This window comes from Cyanothece sp. BG0011, from assembly GCF_003013815.1.
Lineage (GTDB): Bacteria > Cyanobacteriota > Cyanobacteriia > Cyanobacteriales > Microcystaceae > Crocosphaera.
In genome coordinates, this window is the sequence record NZ_PRLH01000146.1 from 1 (window position 1) to 20,427 (window position 20,427).

Sequence of the window (20,427 nt, forward strand, 5' to 3'; positions counted from 1 at the left end):
TCAGATGGTGGCAATGCTGTAAAGCTACTACTTGCCGAAAACTTAGACCGTTGGGAAGATGGCTTTTCCGTCGATTCTTTTTTAGAAGGCATCAAGGCAACAAAGCGGTTACTTGCCAAAAAATTTAAGGGTTTAAAAGGAGGTTTTTCGATGGTTTCTCCAATTCCTATAATCGCTTGATCCACTTCATAAATTGTCCAACCGAGTTTACACCAAAGTCGAATGAAGCGATGAAAGCGATCGTATTCTGCTACTGTCAGGGCTGTTCCATCTAGGTGTTTGAGTTGAGTTTTAGAAAGGTCGCAATAATCACTGGTAAAGATAGAATTGCAGGTAAAAGGTTTATTATTTATCAATAAAACACTTCTTGCAACTTCTCCTACACTGCCATCAATTCCTTCAAATTTTCCGTCAATATAGTATTGAGAATTGGGATCATCATAAACCACAATATTCCCTTTCTCTATATCTAGATAACCTATCTCCTCATCACCGAACATAACTCGACAATCTGAATGTAAATACAAGACTTTTTGATGAAAATATATGTAGCCTTCAGGACAAGCGCATTCTGAACCTCCACTCTCCAAAACAATTAACTTACCAATTTTTGCGAAGTTTTTATATATCCAACACTCGACGAAAACTTCACTAAAGTCCTTAGTATCTAATACTTCTTCAGACTGTAGAAATGCAACTAATTTCTGATATTTCAGTTTAATATCGGTTTGAGTTTCATCCACTAAACTTTGAAGATAGCGATAGCTGTAGCGCAAGCTATTCATATAGGCAAGGTCTTTGCCTGACAAATAATTAGGATTAATGTATCGAGTTTTTAATAGTTCGATTAAATCAGTATATTGAATGTTAACTCGACGGAGGAAACCAACCATTCCTGTGTCCTGAGCAGGTTTTACCCACTTCAATTCTTCAATCATCTGGTCTTCACTTTGAATACCGTAGTAATCCCAAGTATTTTTAAAGCCTATTTTCTGACGATATTGAGATAGGGTTAAACTGGTTTTCTCTTCTAGTTCATACCATTCTTTTGTCTGGAATCCTTCTTTGGTTAAGATGATATATTCTTCTTCTGTAAGGTGAAGAAATTCCGCTGCGATCGCCCGATCTACAGCCAGCACGTCTAATTCTTGCTTGCGACTAGCCCGTTCTCGTTCGGCATCGCTGACATTTTCTTCAACTTCGAGAGGAACATCTGCACGGAAAGTGTCAAATAGTTCGTATCGGCTCGTACCCAGGTATTTCAAATATTCACGGGTAGCGTCAATCGGTTGATGATAGGGAAGTTTACAAACGGGATAGACAGTATTACTAAGTCTTTTGTAAGTGTAATAATTAGTGTGCTGAGGTTCGGCTAGTAGTTCACCACTGCTCTCGTCTTCTACATTATGAACGCGAATACTAGCCCGTTTGGGAGTTAGCGTATCATTTTCGTATTTACTTAGGTTGAAAATAAAGCTTTCCATCACCTCGTTGACTAAATCAACATAGGGAATGAGAGTGTTAGTATTTTCACAGGTTAATTGGAGATGGCCTAAGTCGGGACGACGACGGAAAAACATTTCCAAGGGAGTTTGTGAGTAGCCAGACTTCCCAGTGTTTTCATAATCGGGATCTAAGTTGTTATTGCGGAGATACTGGAACAACTCGACTAAATAGGCTGCGGGGCTATATACAGAATTACAATGTTTGCATTCACACAGATCGACGCTACCAAATAAAGTCTCAAAATTAATAAGAATATTATTCTGTTGAACAACTTCTCTAATTGCTTTTCTTTGTCTTTCTACGGTTGCCGAATCTCCATTAATCATACGCACAGGCGGACCAGTTACGGCTTGTCGAAGGGCAACATAGGCTTCTTCATTACGAGCAGTAATATTTTGGGCGTTGCGGTGAACGGCACGGGCGATCTTTTCTCCTCCTAATTGGTCAGCGTAAAGGCGGACAAACCGCTCCATCGGTACTTCGTTGATAGCATAAGCTGACGTTAAATTACGTTTCAGTAGGGTGGGTACCGCTTCAGCTTCAGGACTCAAAACGGAGAGGCGTTGTAAGTTCTTTAACTCATCAGCAACTTTATCCCGATGTTCTTCTGATACTGATTTTAGACAATCTGGGTCTTGTAATACTTCCAATACTGAGGTTTTTCGGAAGTCAAGATCGGGATGGTCATTTAATACGGAAAAAATGCCCTCACGAACCTTTGGATCGTCTATAGCAATTTCTTCATCTCGCACCATGCGCTGAACGACGGCGGTGGGAATCATCTGAAAAAGGCGATCGCAAACTCTGGTGGCACATTTTTCTAAACAATCTTCTTCGTCTTCTCCTTGAGCATCTTCGGGAATACCAGCAGCACTAATAAGGGATTTGAAGTCTTGTTTTTTATAATTGAGCGCAATATCGCGAAGACAATTAATATGGCTGTTTTGAGTGCAAGCAGCGATCCAGTTTTCTTGATCCTCGAGAAGTTCAGCAACTTCATGCTTAAATGTCAGTTTTTTGATACTTTCTGGATCAAATTCTTCACTTTCTTCTAAACGAGTTTTTAATGGATTAAATTCTCCTTCCGTTTCGCTGAAAAGTTGCTTGAGTTTTTCTTTTTGCTTTTCCTCGGTAATTCCCGCCGTCAAATTTTTGAGGTGTTTTTTCTTACGAGTAGAAAGACGCGAGAGAATCTCTTCTTCTTTCTGTGCAGTTTCTTCAGGTTGGACAAACTGAGCGTCTTTTAAGTTAGTATTAATTGACTCGTTAGATGATATCTGTTGATTCTGACTTGAATCGGGAGAATTATTATTGATTTGACTCCCTGCTTCAACAACAGTGAATGAAGACGTAAATTTTCCTAGATCATCTACAGATGGAACTTGTCGTCCAGCACAACGGCAAATAGCTGTATATTCTACTATATCCCCAGGTTCAAACGCAGGAAGTGAGGCTCTAAAATATTGAGACGTTAAACCTCGTCCATTTTTTAGAAATTGAGCAGGAATAGTGATAAATTTACCTTGATTGACTCGATAGCGCACTTCCACAGCATTACTAGCATCTACAGGTTGAACGCCAACTGTAATGGCTACTTTATCGCTTGCTGAAACAATATTATCGGGTGCAGGTGCGTCAGGGGTTCCGTACCATAATAAGATGCCTTCATGCTCGATACGCATAACTTATCAACTCCATAAAACTTATTCACATGGCTGGTTTTGAAAACGTAGTCATATTTCAAGTTAAAAACCAGCCATTTACAACTAGAACAGTGAATTTTCACGACAAAAGGTTGACTTGCTTTAGATATTTTGCCTTTCTGTTTCTATTCAGTTAGTATTCCGTAGGGGGTGTAGAAGTCGGTTCTTGAAATTCTAGCCGGATAACTGAAGTGGGATCTTTCAAGCGTAATGTGAAACGCTCATAGACACGGAAGCAGTAGAAGTTTCCTTCCTGACTAACATATTCAGTCATCGCATCTTGCCCTATGACTAAATCCATAGTATTACCACCCAGTGAGAGAAATAATCCTAGGGGTTTAGGATTGAGAGGGATAGTTCCTGTTCCATAGTAGCGAGGATACTTATGATGAGTGTACATATAACTCATATCTCGCCCATAGCTGTGCATTTCTTCGCTGTGTTTTTTCATCATATCTTCTGACATCGATCCCATACCGTGGTGCATTTCTGTTACTAGGGGTTTAATGCGATCGGCTGGAATAATTAAGGTAGTGGGTAAGGGCGCGTAGGAATCTGCATAGGGCTGAAAGTTAAGAATACAGGCATAGGGTCCATAATGTGCTTGGGCTAACCCTTCACCACTTTGAAGCCGAGAATAAGCTAAAGAAACGGCTCCAAAGATATTTTCGCCCCATCGAGGAGGAAATTCTCCTGGTGCTGATGTGGTGGGTACTTGAATCGTTTGAATTTGGGAAGTTTCGCCACTAAATTCAGGGGCTTCTAATAACCCGATGACGGATTGTCCAGAGGCAATAACCACTCTGCGATCGCGAAATAGGGGAGCAGAACGAATTCCTGATGGGCCACCATGAATGGCTATATCAACCCCTTGGGACAGGAGGTTAGTGGCACGAGTGGCAAGGGTGATGGCACTGCTTAAGTCCGATTCCATAATTTGTTGATAGGTTAATCGAAATAGGACTTCGAGTTCAAGAATGGGAGTAATGGCAGTTTCATCGATGGTTAATTTTTCTTCTCCTTGTCTGTCACGTTGGTTTCCTAACAGTACGGTATCAGAAGGAACAGTCATCGCTCCAGGGGCAGGGTAAAGGGGTAAGTATTTGGCTGCGACTTTGGTGCGCTTACATTCATCGTGAACCGCCATATCGATTTGTTTCCAATGTTCTTCAGTCCAAGGAAGTTGGTTTTTGTTTCTGGTTTCTGTATTCATTTTTAATTTAGTCTCCTTTTTTTGAGTTTTTTGAATATACTTTTGAGCAAAGATGTTTTGGTTTTGTTGCCTCAACTTAACTTACAAGAGCGTGCGATCGCACTACAAGATTGGATAATTACACTGAATCACGAAACACTTCATTTTCAACGTCTAACTTTAAAGCCTTTATTAAAGATTTGGGATGAGCCTCGAGGAGCCACATTCTGGGTTCGAGTATCCAATCTCAGGTTTATAAGAGGCTTATTATTTGAGGTAACTCTAAGCCGAAGCCACTTGCCCCTCAGAACGCCACTATAATTGACGTTTTGACCTAGTTTTTCTAGGTGTACTACGAGTGCTTCAATTCGTCCCATTTGATAATTTGCCTCAAAGGTTCCTGCTACTATGTTAGATGGATCATCTGATCCACCAAACTTGGCTCTTCCTTTGAGATGTAACCACTCTGATTTTGGAATCCCGGTTACTTCTTGAGCTGATTTCCCCATAATTTCATTCATATCTGGACGAGGTGGAACGGGAGCTTTAGGATCTGCACTAGAGTAATTAAATCGCCGTACTGGTGGAATAAAATTGTTGCCTGAAATTTTTGGAGGTAATAAAGTATGAGGAGATGCTGTTGCAAAACCTACTCCCATTTCTAACCCAGCAACCCCAGCTGAAATAAATGTCTCTGCCATATCACCGTGAATTCTAGCGACACGTGGTGAATTGCCAAATGCCTCAGAAGTGAATTCACCTGCGCTTCGCATTACAGTGTTAGACTCCTCACCTGTGATAATTTGTCGAAGCCCAGCTTGAGCAAAATCTGATCCAACAACTTGACCAGCCCCGGAAGGAATCAGCATGGCAGTTACACCACCAGATAGCTTTGCAACACCTCCAATCCGTAATCTAGTTCTACCACTCAAATTCATAAATTCTGGGCCACCGTTTTCAAACTGCTCCTCTCGAATTTGCTTTACATCAGCAATGTGTATACGAAGTGAAAGGTCAAACCACTCTCTCCAGAGTTGGTTTTCTCTATTGAGTAATAAAACTCGTTCTCGTTCTAGACGAATGTCAATATTTGGTTCAATTTCACGTAGTAGATCAGCCGAACTCACCTGTGCGTGCCATGTATGAACTGCTTGATTATGTGCTTCTGCTGCTTCTTCGTAGGAACTAATTTCTTCTTGAGTTGGCCTATCAGTAGTTGACTTATCAGAAGTTCCCAATGGATCAATGAAATTGATTGGATTTAATCGTGAGTAAGAAAAAAAATTTAGCCCTCCTTCAGTTCCAATAGGATCTGCTGCTGTCCATCGCCCCAACCACGGCGCATAATACCTAGCCCCGTGATACCCTAATCCCGTTTCCTCATCCCGCTCCATTCCTGTATACCGATATCGCTTCAAACTCACTTCTGTCGCTGATCGCCCCGCCCGATAAGCACTCGTCCCATAAGGATGATATTCCTCATAGGAAATCACCGTACCTGCTGTGTCCACTTCTAAACTGACCGAACCCAAATGATTGCCCAGTTGATATCGAATTATGGGAGTTAATAAGGGAGTTTCACTGCTGTTTTCAGTGTCAACAGTTTTCGTTTCCACCAACGCAATACGCTGCTGATCATCCATAATATGTAGAGTTTCCCTTTCCAAAGTTACCGTTTCCCCATCGCCCTCATATTCCCGATAAATCTCAAACCCACCTAAATAAATTCGCTCATTCTTTCGAGTAGAAATTCCTTCTGTTGCCTGTCGTTCTGTTACCTTCCGCACCCGTTGACCACTACCGTCATAAACGTAATAAGTGGTTTCTGGTGTCCCTTCGTTAACAATCTGGCGACTGGTTGCTTTTAACCTATCTTGATAATCCCACTGCATTAACGGCAAATGAGGCATGGTTGTCATATTGCCATGGGTATCATAAGTATAGTTTGCAAACTGGTCGGCATCATCCAGTCTGCTAGTCGCCAACAAGCGATTACTGTCTTCAGCATATTGGTAACAACGATTCCAACGTTCAAACGCTCCCCCCGTATGCCTCATGGATAAGATATTGCCCACACTATCGTAGGTGTATTCCTCGACATATTGCTGTAGAGCCTCCGGACTATTGGGAAAGGGGATAACGAGAATAGGGTTAAAATCCGTTGCATCTCGCTGTAAGTTATTTTGAACGGCGTGTTCCCGTCCTTGCGCCCAAATTAGGCGATAAAGGGCATCATAGGTGTAGTTATTGTGTGGCAATATCTGAGTATTGTTAAAGTAAACCGTCTGTTGAGCATCATCCCGAATCTCGGTAATATTTCCCACCGGATCGTAGATGTAGTGTAAATCCTGTAAGCGAGGGGGATTTAAGTCACGAGTCGTCAGCATCCGCACCAGTCGAAAGGTTTCGGGGTCATAGGTATAGGCTGTTCGTACCCCGTTACCATATTCAATTAAAGTTCGTTGACCTTTTGCGTCATAGTCGATATTTTCTACAAAAACCGTTTCTGTGGCTGCTCCCCGTAACCGTACATACATTTGTTCCAGTAGATTGGCTTCGTTGTACACTGGACGGGTTACACTTTGGTCGGGACTGGTTAATAAAGTCGGACGATTTAGGGCATCGTATTCAGTAAAGACAGTAAACTCCTTAGATTCTAGATTATTCGTCGGGGAGTTCCCAGACCAATCAATCACTGATGCTTTGTAGTCACTGACCAGTTGGCGGGTAACTTCCAGCAAATTACCCTTAAAGTCGAATCGCTGATTTGTAACCAACCCACCAGAATCGTAGTGCTGATAAACCTGTCCTCGCAGGTTACGATTAAGATCATCCGGTTGCCCTTTGCCATAAATCAACCGCTCAATGATTAGAGGAAAACCTTGATCAATTTGTAACTGCTGTTCTACTGGACGACGCAAAGCATCATAAATCGTATGAAAACGGCGACCTTCCAGCACCGAAGAATCTGTTTCTGTTACCCGTTCGTTCTCATCCCAAGTGTAAAAAGGTTGTCCCGTCGCATCCATCAACATCCAGCGATCGCCCCCATCCATGCTGTGTTCAAAGAGTAAATTCCCGGCAATGTCATAACACGGTACAAAACCCGTTTCTGCACCCGGAGAATTGATATACTCCATCACCCGATTTCCCCTCGCATCTCTTATCCATAGAGGCTTTCCTTCAATATCCAGCTTAGTAAACGTTACATATTTCTCCTCAAAATCAACCTCTTCGCGCTGCCATTTGTTGTGAGCGATCGCCACCACTTCCCGACCCAAACTGTCCAGATGGGTCACTGCTGGAGTATTGGCGTGAACTTCAGCTAGACGAGCGGCCTGTCGTTGTTCGGGCGCACCACTGAGATAGCGATCGTACCAGGCATTGTTTGGTTCTAGTACAGTATCATTCCCATCGTAGGTTGCCATAAACCAAGGGGAAAACGCCACCCGACTGTAAGTTCCATCTGGCATTTCAGTGCGAATTTGCCGCCCCACGGCATCGTAATAAAGGATCGGGGTAACTCCGACTTCTTGGGGTTCTTCAAACCGATGATCGGGTTCGCCTAATTCGTTTTGGCTAAAGTAGGGTTCGTACTGTTTGACGGGGTTGCCCTTGTTGTTGAGAATAGTTTTACCCGTCGCTATCCAACGTAATGGGCTATTGGCTGTTTCGGGTTCGGCTTGAACTTTTTTGACTAATACAGTCCCCATACCGTCTGAATATTCAAACGCCACCTGAAGCGGACTTTCTTCATTTCTATGCTGTTCGCGAATGATACTACACGCACAGGCGGGATATTCACCCCAAGTTGTTGTGCCATCATCATTCTGTTGTTCGCCGAAGTAATACACATATCGGGCTGTGGCATTTTCCAACCAAGTCCGAGCTTGGCTTTCGTCGTAGGCATTCTCAACAAAAAAGGCACTGAGTTCTGCCGAAGTGGGATTAGCCAGTTCATCATTGAAGGAATTTAGACTGTCCCCTTGATTTCCCTTACCCATGACTACCATTGCTGTTGGCAAACCGAGAAGATCAAAGTAAACCCGTGAGAGATTCCCATTAATATCCCGCATTTCGGATGGGGTCAGCACCCGAAAGTCAAACTGAGTCACCTGAGTAGTATTGCCAATGGGGTCAGTGCTTGATTCGATGTAGAGATCCCGTGAGTCGTAAACCAGTGTTGTCGTTTGTCCAAACGAATCGGTGTAGCGTTCCGGCAAGTAGAAATGCTCTGCTGCATCGAGTGCGAAACCAGCAATCCCAGAACGAATCCAATACTGATCAGTCGTATCCATATCAGAAAAGCGTTCTGCCAGGGTAATACCGCTCAGATAGCCACTTAATTCGGCGTTATCTAAATTATCACGGACTTCTGATGTCAAATGTTCTGACCGAAAGACTGCATTTAGTAATTCATTCGTGAGTGCCAGCTTATAAGTTTCGTAGGGTAAACCCAGATAGTTCAATTCTCCCCAAGGCAGAGGTGTTTCCAGATCGTCACTAAAGTACAATATTCGCACCCACTCTACTCGTCGTTTCTCAGGAGTCGTGCGATTTGGAAATTTGTGATAGGCAATTTCTTCAACAATCTCATCATCTTCAACAACATCATCGTTCGCTATGTTAACCCTTTGAAGTTCTGACAGAGTATAGTAAAAGCCTTCTTTGGGGGCAACTCCAGTGATTTCGTAAGTTTTTACCTCACAGGGCAAACGTAAACGATACTGGTCATCGGAGATTGCATCGTTGGTAAAGCGATTTTCCGTGTAAACTAAATGGCGTTCCTGTTGTACCTGATTAATGAGTCCTTGTGTTCCTTCTGGGAGTGTTTCATTTTCATACTGATCAATACGAGGATAAGTTACAGCTACCGATTCCAGCACGTTACCATATTGATCAATTCGTAAGTTTAGAGTATGAGAAATGCGCGGATTCGGTTCAAGGCTATCCGTTGTCAAATCCAGTTCATAGTGATAAGTAATTGCTTCACTTTCAGTGACTAGAAAAACGGCATGGCGATTGTCCCCATGAGCCTGAAGTCGCTGAATATGGCAGTTATGAAATGCTGTAGAAAAAAGTTGAACTTTTCGTTCTTTACCTTGTCTAATAGCATCCACATCCAATTCATACACTTCCTGTCGCAACATCATTCCCTTACAAGCGCGTAATGCTTCCCGCCATTCCTCTGCACTAAGGTTTTCGCCAATTAGATCGGGTTCTGGCAAGATATTCTCTTGAAAATCTCCCAAAATATTCGTTTCATTGGGATTGAGTTCCTCAAACCAGTGGGGAAAATATTCATCAGCAAACTGGGAGAGGATATGTTCCCGATCTAAAAATGCCCCTGTATGAAACCAAGTAATTGTTTTAACGGGAGGTTGATACAAAGTTTGGTCGTCACTGATGTAGGGACTGGCAGTATTTCCATCTGTAAATGTTCCAAAATCTTCTACATCGGTTTGTTCTACGCGCCCGAATCCTTGGAATTCTCTTTCTATCCCGTCAAAGTAGCCGTGATGATAGCTGTAGGTAGACGTAAAACGAGTCTGTCGCCATTTATCAAAAACGGTAACTTTTTCTACAACATGAACGGGAAAAGGTAACTTAGTAATCCAAGGTTTTCCGGCTAACCTGTCTTGCAAATAAAACTTGGTCGAAGGTGCATACCGAACGGTAGTTTCTACACCTAAATTGTTCGCCGTTTTGATTAATAAATGGGGTTTTTGTCCACCCATTAAGTCGATGTAGCGCATCACAATGCGACCATTCCCAGGTAAAGGATAAGACCAGACCAAACAAGCCGTTCCGTTTCCTAATAGATCGATCGCTGTCACAGAAGCCACACTATCAATAGGCGGAAATGATCGCAACACCTGCTTTACCGACCAACTATTACCGGACTGGTTAAAATAAACCTGCACTCCTTCTGCACTTAAATACAAAATATCCGTTGTTCCCGAACCATCAATATCTGTTAATATAATTCGACGCTGATTAAAAATATCGGGTGCATCAAACCACGGAGAATTATCCATCGTCACCTTTGCCCCAAACTGTCCATAACCCAAATTCGGCCAGTAACAAACTTCGCCGTTACGAATTCGCACAATATCTGTTAATCCATCCCCAGAAAAATCTGCCAGATAAATTGACTGGGTGCTATCAGCAAATACAACACGCGGACCTTTTTCCTCATCCCAAGGTTGATTTACTCGTTCTGCTGTACCAAACCCGTTTTCAGCCAAAGAAGGATGCCAAACAAAGCAATTATCTTCTGTAATTAAAATATCGGTGTGTCCATCCCCATTCAAGTCAATAAACTTCAAATTGGGATTATTCCAATCTAATACGGGTAAAGATTTAAAAGCAATAAACGATTCCCATTCTTCTGTTGAAGTCCGTTCATAAAATCCAGGTGTTAAACTGCGAAGCGTAACTATATCTGGTTGTCCATCCCCTGCTAAGTCCATAAATTGAGCGTTATCAGCTAAAGATGTTGCAGGTTTACTAACTATTAATTCAATTGGGGCAAATTTTGCGGTAATCGTGTTTTGATTGTTTGCTTTAATTGTCTGAATAGGGCTGAGATTACGTTTGTAGAACCAACTATTTCCCTGTTCAGTGAGAATTCCTGATAAACCTTCTCCATCTAAATCCACCCATTGATAGTTTGTTCCATCCAATCCTTGAGGCAAATTTTCCAAACTTTCGGGGTCAACATCATGCACCGTTCCATTAATTTCGGGTTTGCTGTAAGTAAACTCTAACGGCGGTAAAGATTTCTGAATGTAGCCCCCTTCTAAATTCCGTTTGTAGCCTGTTTGAGTCACCGAAATGAGTTTAGAATAAATTGAATTACGAATATCTGTAAGATTTTCCTCATAGGAATAGGTGAAGTTTGTTGAACGCACCAAGCAACTCTGTCCGACTCTTTCCTCTTCTGGGAAATGATGAAACATGAGTACCCGTTGACAGAGGCGATAGGTACGCACTTCAAAACCTGCTCGATAGAAAGAAAACGGATCGTTACGAACTGACCAAATTCCAACATCGTCGGGTGTGGGATTTTCAGAGTCATGTTCTCCATAATCAAAGATTACTTCAAACATCCAATCTATTCGTAAACTTAAATCTTCATCAGGTTGTCGGGGTGTTTGGTTGCCGTATTGAATACGTTTGAGATAACGGTTTGCAGAACGGATATTATCGTTGCGGTTGCGTTCCTGGACTTGGGCGGTATCAATTCCATCTGAATTCTCTGACTTGTATTTATAGCGAATTGCATTCCCTTTATCATCGTAACTTTCGCAAATTAGCCAGCTAAAGATGCGAGTAGAATCATTGGGATCGACGATTCGACTTTCGGCAGTTTTGCCATAAAGTGTCGTGATATTGTCTTTGGACAGCGATCGCCAGTGAATCTCACCCGACTCTAAATTTTTCCAACGTTCAATTCGCGCAAATAATCCTTCAATTCGAGGTCGATAGGGTTTTATGCGGTAATTTATGCCGTTAATGTTTCTTTCGGGTAAGCTTTCTTGCACCCACTTTCCTTGCTCATTCTGCACCAATACAGGTACAAGGTCTTTCGCCCCTGAAAGAATGAAGACATCAGATTCTTCCTCATCAAAGTAGCGAGGTATCCCTTTATCTGTTTTACGAGTGATGGAGGGAATAGACAGATTCCAACCCAAACCGAAAATGCTATTTCCTGAACCAGAGTCGTAGGATAAAGAGAGTTGTGGGCCGAATCTAGATCGTCCGGGGCTAGTTGCGATTGGCACGGACATTGAACCTGTACCCGTTACCGGATTAGCCGCAAACTTCTCACCTAATCCTTTAATCGCTCCGCCACCTTGGGGTAGTGAGATAGTTGGTGAAGCTGAGATATAAGTTTTTTGAGTCGCGCCTTCTTGGTTACTTTCGGCGTTTGATTGATTTCGTTGGGACGCAAATGTCATTGTAAGAATTTAAGCTTGATGCATGATAAGGATATTGAGAGGCATCTACAAAGTAAATTCTGATTTCACCAACTATTTTTGCTTTGCAACTACCTTCGACTAAAATTTCTTAAATTTAATACCTCTAAAATACCTCTAGGATCTTGCTTAAATGATTTTTCCTTCGAGAAAATAACAAAAATTCACTTTTTGTAATAAATCCTTATTGATTTTTTAGTTAGTCACTTAAATAGGAGGATTTAAAACGTCAACGATTGCGTCTTTTTCTTTGATTTGTCCCTATAACTTTTCATCGTTCGCTTATTTCTCAGACTCCAAAATTCATAAACTACCTCAAACTCTTAAAAGGTTTGAGGTAGTTTAGTAAAATATATTTAGTACAAAAAAACTACTTTTATTTCAACGAGTTTATTCGGGTTTGAACAGAACAATTTTATCGTTATTCTATATTTATCGAAAAAAGAACCTAGCGTATGCTAAGTAATGATTTTACTTTTCAGCCCAGGATTCGGCGATCGCAGCTTCGACGACAACAGGAACCGATTTGAGAAATCGTTTCCCTGCTGAAATCATTGCTTCTTCAAGCATGGCGCTTCCTTCAACGACATGATACTCTGGAACTTCTAGGACAATTTCATCGTGGACGACGACAATGGGAAAGCCCCCTAACTCATCAAGTGCGGAGTTGAGCTTATGAAGTGCCAGCTTTGTGATATCGGCACTGGTTCCTTGAACGGGTGTATTTAACAGAGAGGTTAACGGGGGTTCATCTTTCCATCGTCGTAGCCGTCCGCTTAGAGTACGAATGTCTTTGACTTTCGTAGTCCTTAATTTAAACGCAGTGTCTTGATGCCATTGATAGAGTCCTGGGTAGCCTTTGAAGAAGTTTTCTCGAAATCGTTGTGCTTCTTCAAAGCTCATCTTCACGCCGTAATTGGTTTCAGCATAAATTCTCAGCTTAGTAGTACCCATGCCATAGATTAAACCGAAATTCACAGCTTTTCCTAGTTGGCGTTCTTGCTTGGTTACTTCATCGAGAGGCTTCCCCGACACAAGACTAGCTGTAAGTCGATGTAAATCCTTCTCATTACAATAGGCGTCGATCATCACTGAATCATTGGCAATTTCAGCCGCTATCCTCAACTCAATTTGAGAATAGTCAGCGATTATGAGTTTATAGCCAGGAGCAGGGACAAAGCAGCTTCGGTATTGTCGTTCTCTGGGAATCTGTTGTAAATTAGGGTTAGAGAACGAAAATCGCCCACTGGCTGCCCGCATCTGATTGACGTTTGGATGAATACGATGAGTAACAGGGTTGACGAAAGTTGGCAGTTTTTCTCCAAAGCTACTGTGAGCCTTAGACCAATGCCGATACGCAATTATGGTAAACACTTCGGGATGGTTTTCTGAAAGTTTATCTAAGGTATCTTTACTTATCATAAGGGGGAAATAACTCATTATGTCTATGTTCGGCAAACGTTCTTAATTGATGAGGATTGGGATCAGGGTGATGAACAGCCGGCGATCTCAAAGAAGGAATTTGTTGCGCTGCAAATTGTTGCTGCCATTGACTCAGCCAAGTTTGACTGGGATCGAAAACTAAAAATTTATGATCATACTTCGCTCTTTTTTGTAAGAGATGGGTGGTTAAAGTTAGAGCCTGAACTCCTGCCCCAACAATTGCTAGGTCTATATAATTAGGTAGTGCCACTGTGGATTAATTAAAATTAACGATAATCATTCTCATTGTATAATAATGGTTATCATTTTAATTAACCATTTATCCACACTTACTTTATGAGTTCTACTAATAGACATTTCTCCGTACTCCATTCTCTTCGTCCCAAAGCATCTTTACAACGCTTTTTCCTGACTGCTTTCACTGGTTTGATGGCGATCGCTTGTAGTACAGAACCGACACCCCCAACCAGTTCTAACCCCACATCCTCAACCAGTTCGGGCCCCAAGATTGTCACTACTTTTTTACCGGTTCATTTGTTTACTAAAGCTGTCGTAGGAGATACGGGACAAGTCGATATTTTGATTTCCCCTGGTGTGGAAGTTCACGACTATCAAGCTACCCCAGACGATGCCAAACTATTAGCACAAGCAGATGTTTTAGTAGAAAATGGCTTGGGAATGGAAGCGTTTTTGTCAGATTTAGTGGCCAATGCGGGTAATTCTGAACTTCAGCAAATTGATGCTAGTGAAGGAATAGAAGCAATGAAAGAGGAACATGGACATGATGAACACAACCATGATGAACATGGACACGGACATCACCATCCAGAGGGAAATCCTCACGTTTGGTTAGATCCTGTTTTAGCGCAACAACAGGTAGCTAATATTAGAGATAGGTTAATTGAAATTGACCCCGATAATGCAGATAGCTATCGTAGCAATGCAGAGGCTTATATTGAACAACTACAACAGCTAGATAATGAATTTAAAGAAAAATTAACCCCCGTTCAAGGTTGTAACTTTATTACTTTTCACGATGCTTTTCCCTATCTAGCGCAACGCTACGGACTGGAACAAGAAGCAATAGTAGAAATGCCTGAAGAGAGTATTACTCCCCAAGATATCCAACGGATACAACAACTAACTAAGGAACATTCTGTTAAAGCTTTATTAACTGAACCAGGAGTTGAAGACAAACGCATTGAGCAAATATCCAGTGACTTAAATCTATCTCTCGAAGCGATCAACCCGCTTGAGGCAGGAGAAACCGATCCGCAATATTATTTTCAAGTAATGCGGAGTAATTTAGAGGCGTTGTCAAGAGCCTGTCAAAATAAGTAATAGGTGATAGTTTTTTTTGTTTTTTGTGACTCTTTTGAATCAAATTAGTAAATTGAATGTACCAAAACCTATCTATTACCCAACCCATCGTTAAAGTGAAAGATTTATCGGTAATGCGTGGGGAATATCTCGCAGTCGATAATGTTTCTTTTGAATTATTGTCAGGAACTCATACGGCCATTATTGGTCCAAATGGTGCAGGGAAAAGTACCTTGATTAAATCTATTTTAGGGTTGGTGGAAGCGCAGTCAGGGAAAATTACCTTGTTTGATGGGAATGGTAAACGGTTAAAGCGATTAAAAACCGAAATTGGTTATATTCCCCAAAAGTTTCCCTTTGAGCGCACTTTCCCTTTGACGGTATCGGAGTTAGTGGGTTTGGGCTTAAATAGCCAACATTGGTGGTGCGATCGCAAAGGTCAACGAGAGATTATCCACCAAGCGTTAGAACAAGTTCATCTAACCAAACAAGCAAACCAAAAAATCGGCACTTTGAGCGGAGGGGAATTAAAGCGAGTTTTATTAGCTTATTGTTTAGTGGTTCCTCGTCGTATTTTAGTTCTCGATGAAGCTTTAGCCGGGGTAGATGCCACGGGAGAAATGGAATTTGCTGCTTTACTCCATAATCTCAAACAAGAAAAAAACTGGACAATTTTGGAAGTTTCCCATGATTTAGATTTGGTTAGTCGCTATTGTGACTCGGTAATTTGTTTAAACCGTCGCTTACTTTATCAAGGTTCCCCTCAAACCACTCTCACCCCCGAAAATCTCTTGCACATATACGGTGCTTTAGTTAGTCCTACTTGTCATCACCATGAACCTAGTAAATTTCCTGAGTCTTTTTAGTTTACCCTTTATGCAACGGGCGATACTAGGTGGTGTACTGCTTGGTATGTTAGGGGGCATTTTAGGCAGCTTTTTAATCCTGCGTCGTCTCTCTCTATTCGGGGATACCGTGGGACATTCGGCGATGCTAGGAGTGGTTTTAGCTGCTTTATTAGAACTGCCTACCACTTGGACGTTAATGGGTTTTACTGTTGCTTTTGGGTTAGGAGTTATTTATTTAATTGACAGAACCGATCTCGGTAGCGATACCGTATTGTGTATTTCCCTATCAGGTTCCATCGCTTTAGGTACAATTGGTTTTAGTTATTTAAAGGGATATCGGGGGAATTTATTATCGATTTTATTTGGGGATATTCTAGCCATTAGTAATACGGATTTGATTTTATTATTATTACTTTTAGCCGTAACTATAGCCTGGATTATTATTAGTTTACCCGAGCAGATTTTACTTACCCTCAACAGCGATTTAGCTTTAGTAAAGGGCGTACCTGTTCGTAGCCATCGTTATTTTTTTATCGTGCTTTTAGCCATTACGATCGCCCTAACTATTCGTGCTGTTGGTATTTTATTGGTCAATGGTTTTTTAGTTATTCCTGCTGCAACTGCAAGATTAATTTGTCAGCAGTTTGTGCCTTTTTTAGCCACTGCTGCTGGTATGGGTGCGTTTAGTGGAGTTATGGGAATGGTTATTTCTGGTGCGATCGATCTACCTAGCGGTCCCAGTATTGTTTTGGTTCAGTTATTTGGATTTTTGGCAGTGGCTTTATGGTGTCGGCAGGGTTAAATCATTCTATTATTGCTCTTGAATAACCCTACCATATAGACGGGTGGATTAAATTTATAAGGGTTTGAGGCTTGTCATTTCAGATAGGTTTAGCGGGGACAGCGTTGCTCTGCACTCGAACAGCTAGACCGTAAATACCTTAACAGTGTAGAAGAGCATACTTACTACTCAAACCCCAAACCCAAACGGGATATAATGATAATGATTATTATTCTACAGAATCCTAATAAATAAAATTAGCCTCAAGTTACTAGCTATTGTTCCTTTAGTTACTACCAAAGTTTCTAAGTCACGTTGCTTAGAAAGTAAAAATATCATGAAAGCTAAATATACTCGTTCTCAAGCGCAAATTATTCAGGTACTCAAGTCGTTAAATTATGCTATTTCCGCCCAGAACTTATATGCAGAACTCAAAGATCGAGATCAGCCATTAGGACTAGCAACAGTTTACCGTGCCTTGGAAGCTTTTAAAACTCAAGGAACTGTGAAAGCACGAATTTTAACCAGTGGGGAAGCACTTTACAGTTTAATTTCTCACGATCATCACCACATAAATTGTGTTAGTTGTGGTCAATCTTTCGTGATCAATGAGTGTCCTGTCCATGACTTAGAAGAACGATTAGAGCAGACTCATCACTTCCAAATCTACTATCATACTTTAGAATTTTTTGGGCGATGCCCTCAATGTCAAGACAATCAAGTACAATGAGAATCATTATCATTTTTGAGTCAGTGTGAGGAATTGAATGATTAATCGCTGTTTTTTCTTTAATAATGTAATCCTAGTTTTAGGAATGATTCTGTTTTCTACGTCTCCCAGTCAAGCTTTACCTACTCAAGACTTGTCTTTAAAAGAGTCTCGTGGTGACTTTTTGCGTCGTCAGGGTACAGTGTCTTTAGAAAAAGAAGAAACATCCCCCTTGCCTCAGTTACCGAAAATTGATCGAGATTTTCATCTAAGACAATCTCGGGATGGCTTTTTAAACCCGGCCAGTCGTCGTCAGGGTTCCATGTCCCAAGTCACCAGTGTTTCGGAATTACAAGACATTTCACCCACCGACTGGGCCTATGAAGCTTTACGCAGTCTTGTGGAACGGTATGGCTGTATTGTGGGATATCCAGACCGCACGTTTCGAGGCAATAGAGCATTATCTCGTTACGAATTCGCGGCTGGTTTAAATGCCTGTCTCAATACGATGGAACGATTAATCCAGGAAAATGTTGCCGTTTTACGGGAAGACATCGAAAAATTGAAACGGTTGGCCCAGGAATTTGAACAAGAATTGATCGCTTTGGGGGCAAGGGTGAGCAATTTAGAGGAACGAGTCGCTTACCTCGAAGATCATCAATTTTCCACTACCACTAAGCTAACTGGGGAGTTTGTGGTCGGTTTAACCGGTATTACCAGTGGAGAAAGAGACGGAGGCAGCGAAGAAATTAACAAAGTTACTAACTTCGGTTACAGGGGACGACTGGAACTTAATACCACCTTTGACGGTAACGATCTCCTCTACACCCGTCTCGCAACTGGCACTGTACCCGCCTATTCTGACATCACAGGGACGTTTGAGGGAGAATTAGGCTTTTCCCAACCTGATGGCAGTGATCTCGCCGTAGAACTGATTATTTACGAGTTTGACCTGGCTGAAAATATCAGAATGTTCGTTGAACCGGTTGGAGGTGCGTTTGATGACTTTGTACCAACAGTGAACTTTTTAGACGGTGACGGGGCGTTTGGGGCTATTTCTGCCTTTGGAAGTCGTAACCCCCTCTATTACATGGGCGAAGGTCCAGGAATTGGCTTTCAGGGTCGTTTATTTGAGGTATTTGAGTGGAGTGGGGGTTATTTAGCCACCGATGGTAATGATCCCTCCTTGGGTGCAGGGATGTTTAATGGTCCTTATGGGTTAATTGGACAGTTTGCCTATGAACCCAGTGATAGCTTAAAAGTGGCCTTTACCTATGTGCATGGTTACAATAATTTAGACTCCGGAACAGGAACCCGTCGCTCCAATTTTCAAACCTTTGTTGAAGAAGAATTTGAACAGTCTGTAAATACGGTTAATAATTCCTACGGTGGAGAATTTACTTGGCGTATTTTTGACAGGTTTGTGTTAGGAGGTTGGGCTGGTTTTACCAGTACGAGAACCCTCGGCGCTATCGATGTCGGTCCCGATGATGATGTTATTCAACGGGGTAAGTTAGATATTTGGAATTGGGCGGTAACGTTAGCCTTTCCTGATGCGTTTAAAGAAGGGGATACGGGAGCGGTTATTGTGGGTATGGAACCATGGGTTTCTAAGGCCGATATTAATTTTCCTGATGATTTAAGAAGAACGGATCAAGATAGTTCTTTTCATATTGAAGCAATTTATCAATATCCTCTCAATGACAATATCTTAATTACCCCTGGAATTATTGTTATTACTGAGCCTGATTTTGATGATCGAAATGAGGCTTTAGTAATTGGTACAATTCGTACCACGTTTACATTCTAATTGAGCAATTAAAACTAATCATTCATCATGCTGATGTTGGACAAAAGTTCTTAATTGATGGGGATTTGGCTCAGGGTGATGAACAGCCGGGATCTCAAATATCGCTAGGTCTATATAGTCAGGTAATTTGACTTTCTAAAAAAATAATAATGATTATCATTTTAATTGTGTGATAATCATTATTATTTTAATTGTGTCTATCAACTTAATCTTTTTTTTTTATGACTCAATCCTCTCTCCTGCCCAAACTCCTCCCCGATTTTATTAAAGTCATTAGAGGTAAAAATCAGATGAAAACCCCCATAATGTCGCTTTTGCTGTTAACAGTCCCCCTTGCCTCCGCTCAAGCCGCTTCGTTTACCTTGACGGATAATAATAGTGAAATCAGGGTGGATGATAGAAACGGAATCACCATTTGGTATGTGGACGGAAGTCCTGATAATGTGTTTCTTTCCAATTATTACTATCGAATTGGACCAACAGGAAACGAATCTCCCTTTTTTGACGGATTGGGAACCCCAACGGTGACTCAACCCACAGACAATCAACTGGAATTGACTTATACAGGAACGCAGCTACAAGCGGTAGTAAACTATGAGTTATTGGGAGGGGATTTAGGGAGTAGCCGCTCTTTTATTGATAAATCTGTTACTTTAACTAATCTTTCAGGGCAAAATCTAGATTTTCACCTTTTTGACTACAGTGATTTTGATATTAAGTTTGACCAGGCAAATCAAAAGGATCAGGCGATCGCATTAGATTTTGGGACAATTATTCTGAATAGCGCGACAAAACCCCTATCAATTCTTACCCAAGTCAGTCCCACTCCATCTCACTATGAAATTGCTGATTTTGTGACGCTTTACAATAAGTTTTTTAATGATCTTGATGGTCCCACAACGTTACCCGATAATCCCTCTCTGAATGTTCCTTTTCCGATTCCTCCGAGTGATAATGCCTTCGCTTTTCAATGGGATTTTAACCTAAATGCAGGAGAATCTGTGACTTTCAATAGTCAGTTTAACTATGCTCCTGTTCCTGAGCCAAGTAGTCTATTTTCATTGATTAGCTTAGGTATTTTCGGCGGAATTTCTTTAACTCATCGTGTCAAACAATAAATAATAATAATCATT

10 protein-coding genes and 1 pseudogene are annotated in these 20,427 nt (G+C 41.5%); 6 read left to right on the forward strand and 5 right to left on the reverse strand.

The features are described 5' to 3' along the window. The 5 genes and pseudogenes from C4E06_RS19010 to C4E06_RS19030 all read right to left on the reverse strand — a co-directional run. The coding region (locus C4E06_RS19010) for a Tc toxin subunit A (RefSeq protein WP_198648818.1) at positions 1 to 3,188 on the reverse strand (3,188 nt) is incomplete at its 3' end. A 154-nt stretch (positions 3,189 to 3,342) separates the two neighbouring features. Beyond that, the gene (locus C4E06_RS19015; RefSeq protein ID WP_107669739.1) at positions 3,343 to 4,422 is read right to left on the reverse strand and encodes a hypothetical protein; all 1,080 of its coding nucleotides are present in this window, start codon (positions 4,420 to 4,422) and stop codon (positions 3,343 to 3,345) included. 146 nt (positions 4,423 to 4,568) lie between these two features. Continuing rightward, on the reverse strand, positions 4,569 to 12,365 hold the full coding sequence (locus tag C4E06_RS19020; protein WP_107669741.1) for a SpvB/TcaC N-terminal domain-containing protein: 7,797 nt from the start codon (positions 12,363 to 12,365) through the stop codon (positions 4,569 to 4,571). A 489-nt stretch (positions 12,366 to 12,854) separates the two neighbouring features. After that, complete coding sequence (locus tag C4E06_RS19025) at positions 12,855 to 13,823, reverse strand: DNA polymerase (protein WP_370051349.1); 969 nt, start codon at positions 13,821 to 13,823, stop codon at positions 12,855 to 12,857. Further along, positions 13,798 to 14,076: pseudogene (locus C4E06_RS19030) on the reverse strand (FAD/NAD(P)-binding protein); the annotation flags it as partial. The pseudogene C4E06_RS19030 and the gene C4E06_RS19025, both read right to left, overlap by 26 nt. 86 nt (positions 14,077 to 14,162) lie before the next feature. Here C4E06_RS19030 and C4E06_RS19035 point away from each other — a divergent pair. The 6 genes from C4E06_RS19035 (at position 14,163) to C4E06_RS19060 (ending at position 20,412) form a co-directional block, all read left to right on the forward strand. Next, on the forward strand, positions 14,163 to 15,167 hold the full coding sequence (locus tag C4E06_RS19035; protein ID WP_107669743.1) for a metal ABC transporter solute-binding protein, Zn/Mn family: 1,005 nt from the start codon (positions 14,163 to 14,165) through the stop codon (positions 15,165 to 15,167). A gap of 56 nt (positions 15,168 to 15,223) precedes the next feature. Then, entirely contained in the window at positions 15,224 to 16,012 is a 789-nt protein-coding gene (locus C4E06_RS19040) for a metal ABC transporter ATP-binding protein (RefSeq protein ID WP_107669745.1), read from the forward strand. Next, positions 15,981 to 16,796: a metal ABC transporter permease gene (locus C4E06_RS19045; protein WP_107669747.1), complete on the forward strand. Its 816-nt coding sequence runs from the start codon at positions 15,981 to 15,983 to the stop codon at positions 16,794 to 16,796. The genes C4E06_RS19040 and C4E06_RS19045 overlap by 32 nt, the downstream gene beginning before the upstream one ends. 316 nt (positions 16,797 to 17,112) lie before the next feature. Further along, positions 17,113 to 17,505: a Fur family transcriptional regulator gene (locus tag C4E06_RS19050; protein WP_107669749.1), complete on the forward strand. Its 393-nt coding sequence runs from the start codon at positions 17,113 to 17,115 to the stop codon at positions 17,503 to 17,505. Between the two features lie 37 nt (positions 17,506 to 17,542). Further along, positions 17,543 to 19,294, forward strand: coding sequence for an iron uptake porin (locus tag C4E06_RS19055; RefSeq protein WP_107669751.1), 1,752 nt, complete (start codon positions 17,543 to 17,545; stop codon positions 19,292 to 19,294). A 290-nt stretch (positions 19,295 to 19,584) separates the two neighbouring features. After that, positions 19,585 to 20,412, forward strand: a complete 828-nt coding sequence (locus C4E06_RS19060) for a PEP-CTERM sorting domain-containing protein (RefSeq protein ID WP_198648821.1) — start codon at positions 19,585 to 19,587, stop codon at positions 20,410 to 20,412. Positions 20,413 to 20,427 lie beyond the last annotated feature (15 nt).

What these genes read in the sequence shown, in the direction of transcription:
- C4E06_RS19015 (WP_107669739.1), bottom strand. Translation starts at nt 4,422, where the DNA reads ATGAATACAGAAACCAGAAACAAAAACCAACTTCCTTGGACTGAAGAA.
- C4E06_RS19020 (WP_107669741.1), bottom strand. Translation starts at nt 12,365, where the DNA reads ATGACATTTGCGTCCCAACGAAATCAATCAAACGCCGAAAGTAACCAA.
- C4E06_RS19025 (WP_370051349.1), bottom strand. Translation starts at nt 13,823, where the DNA reads ATGAGTTATTTCCCCCTTATGATAAGTAAAGATACCTTAGATAAACTT.
- C4E06_RS19035 (WP_107669743.1), top strand. Translation starts at nt 14,163, where the DNA reads ATGAGTTCTACTAATAGACATTTCTCCGTACTCCATTCTCTTCGTCCC.
- C4E06_RS19040 (WP_107669745.1), top strand. Translation starts at nt 15,224, where the DNA reads ATGTACCAAAACCTATCTATTACCCAACCCATCGTTAAAGTGAAAGAT.
- C4E06_RS19045 (WP_107669747.1), top strand. Translation starts at nt 15,981, where the DNA reads ATGAACCTAGTAAATTTCCTGAGTCTTTTTAGTTTACCCTTTATGCAA.
- C4E06_RS19050 (WP_107669749.1), top strand. Translation starts at nt 17,113, where the DNA reads ATGAAAGCTAAATATACTCGTTCTCAAGCGCAAATTATTCAGGTACTC.
- C4E06_RS19055 (WP_107669751.1), top strand. Translation starts at nt 17,543, where the DNA reads ATGATTAATCGCTGTTTTTTCTTTAATAATGTAATCCTAGTTTTAGGA.
- C4E06_RS19060 (WP_198648821.1), top strand. Translation starts at nt 19,585, where the DNA reads ATGAAAACCCCCATAATGTCGCTTTTGCTGTTAACAGTCCCCCTTGCC.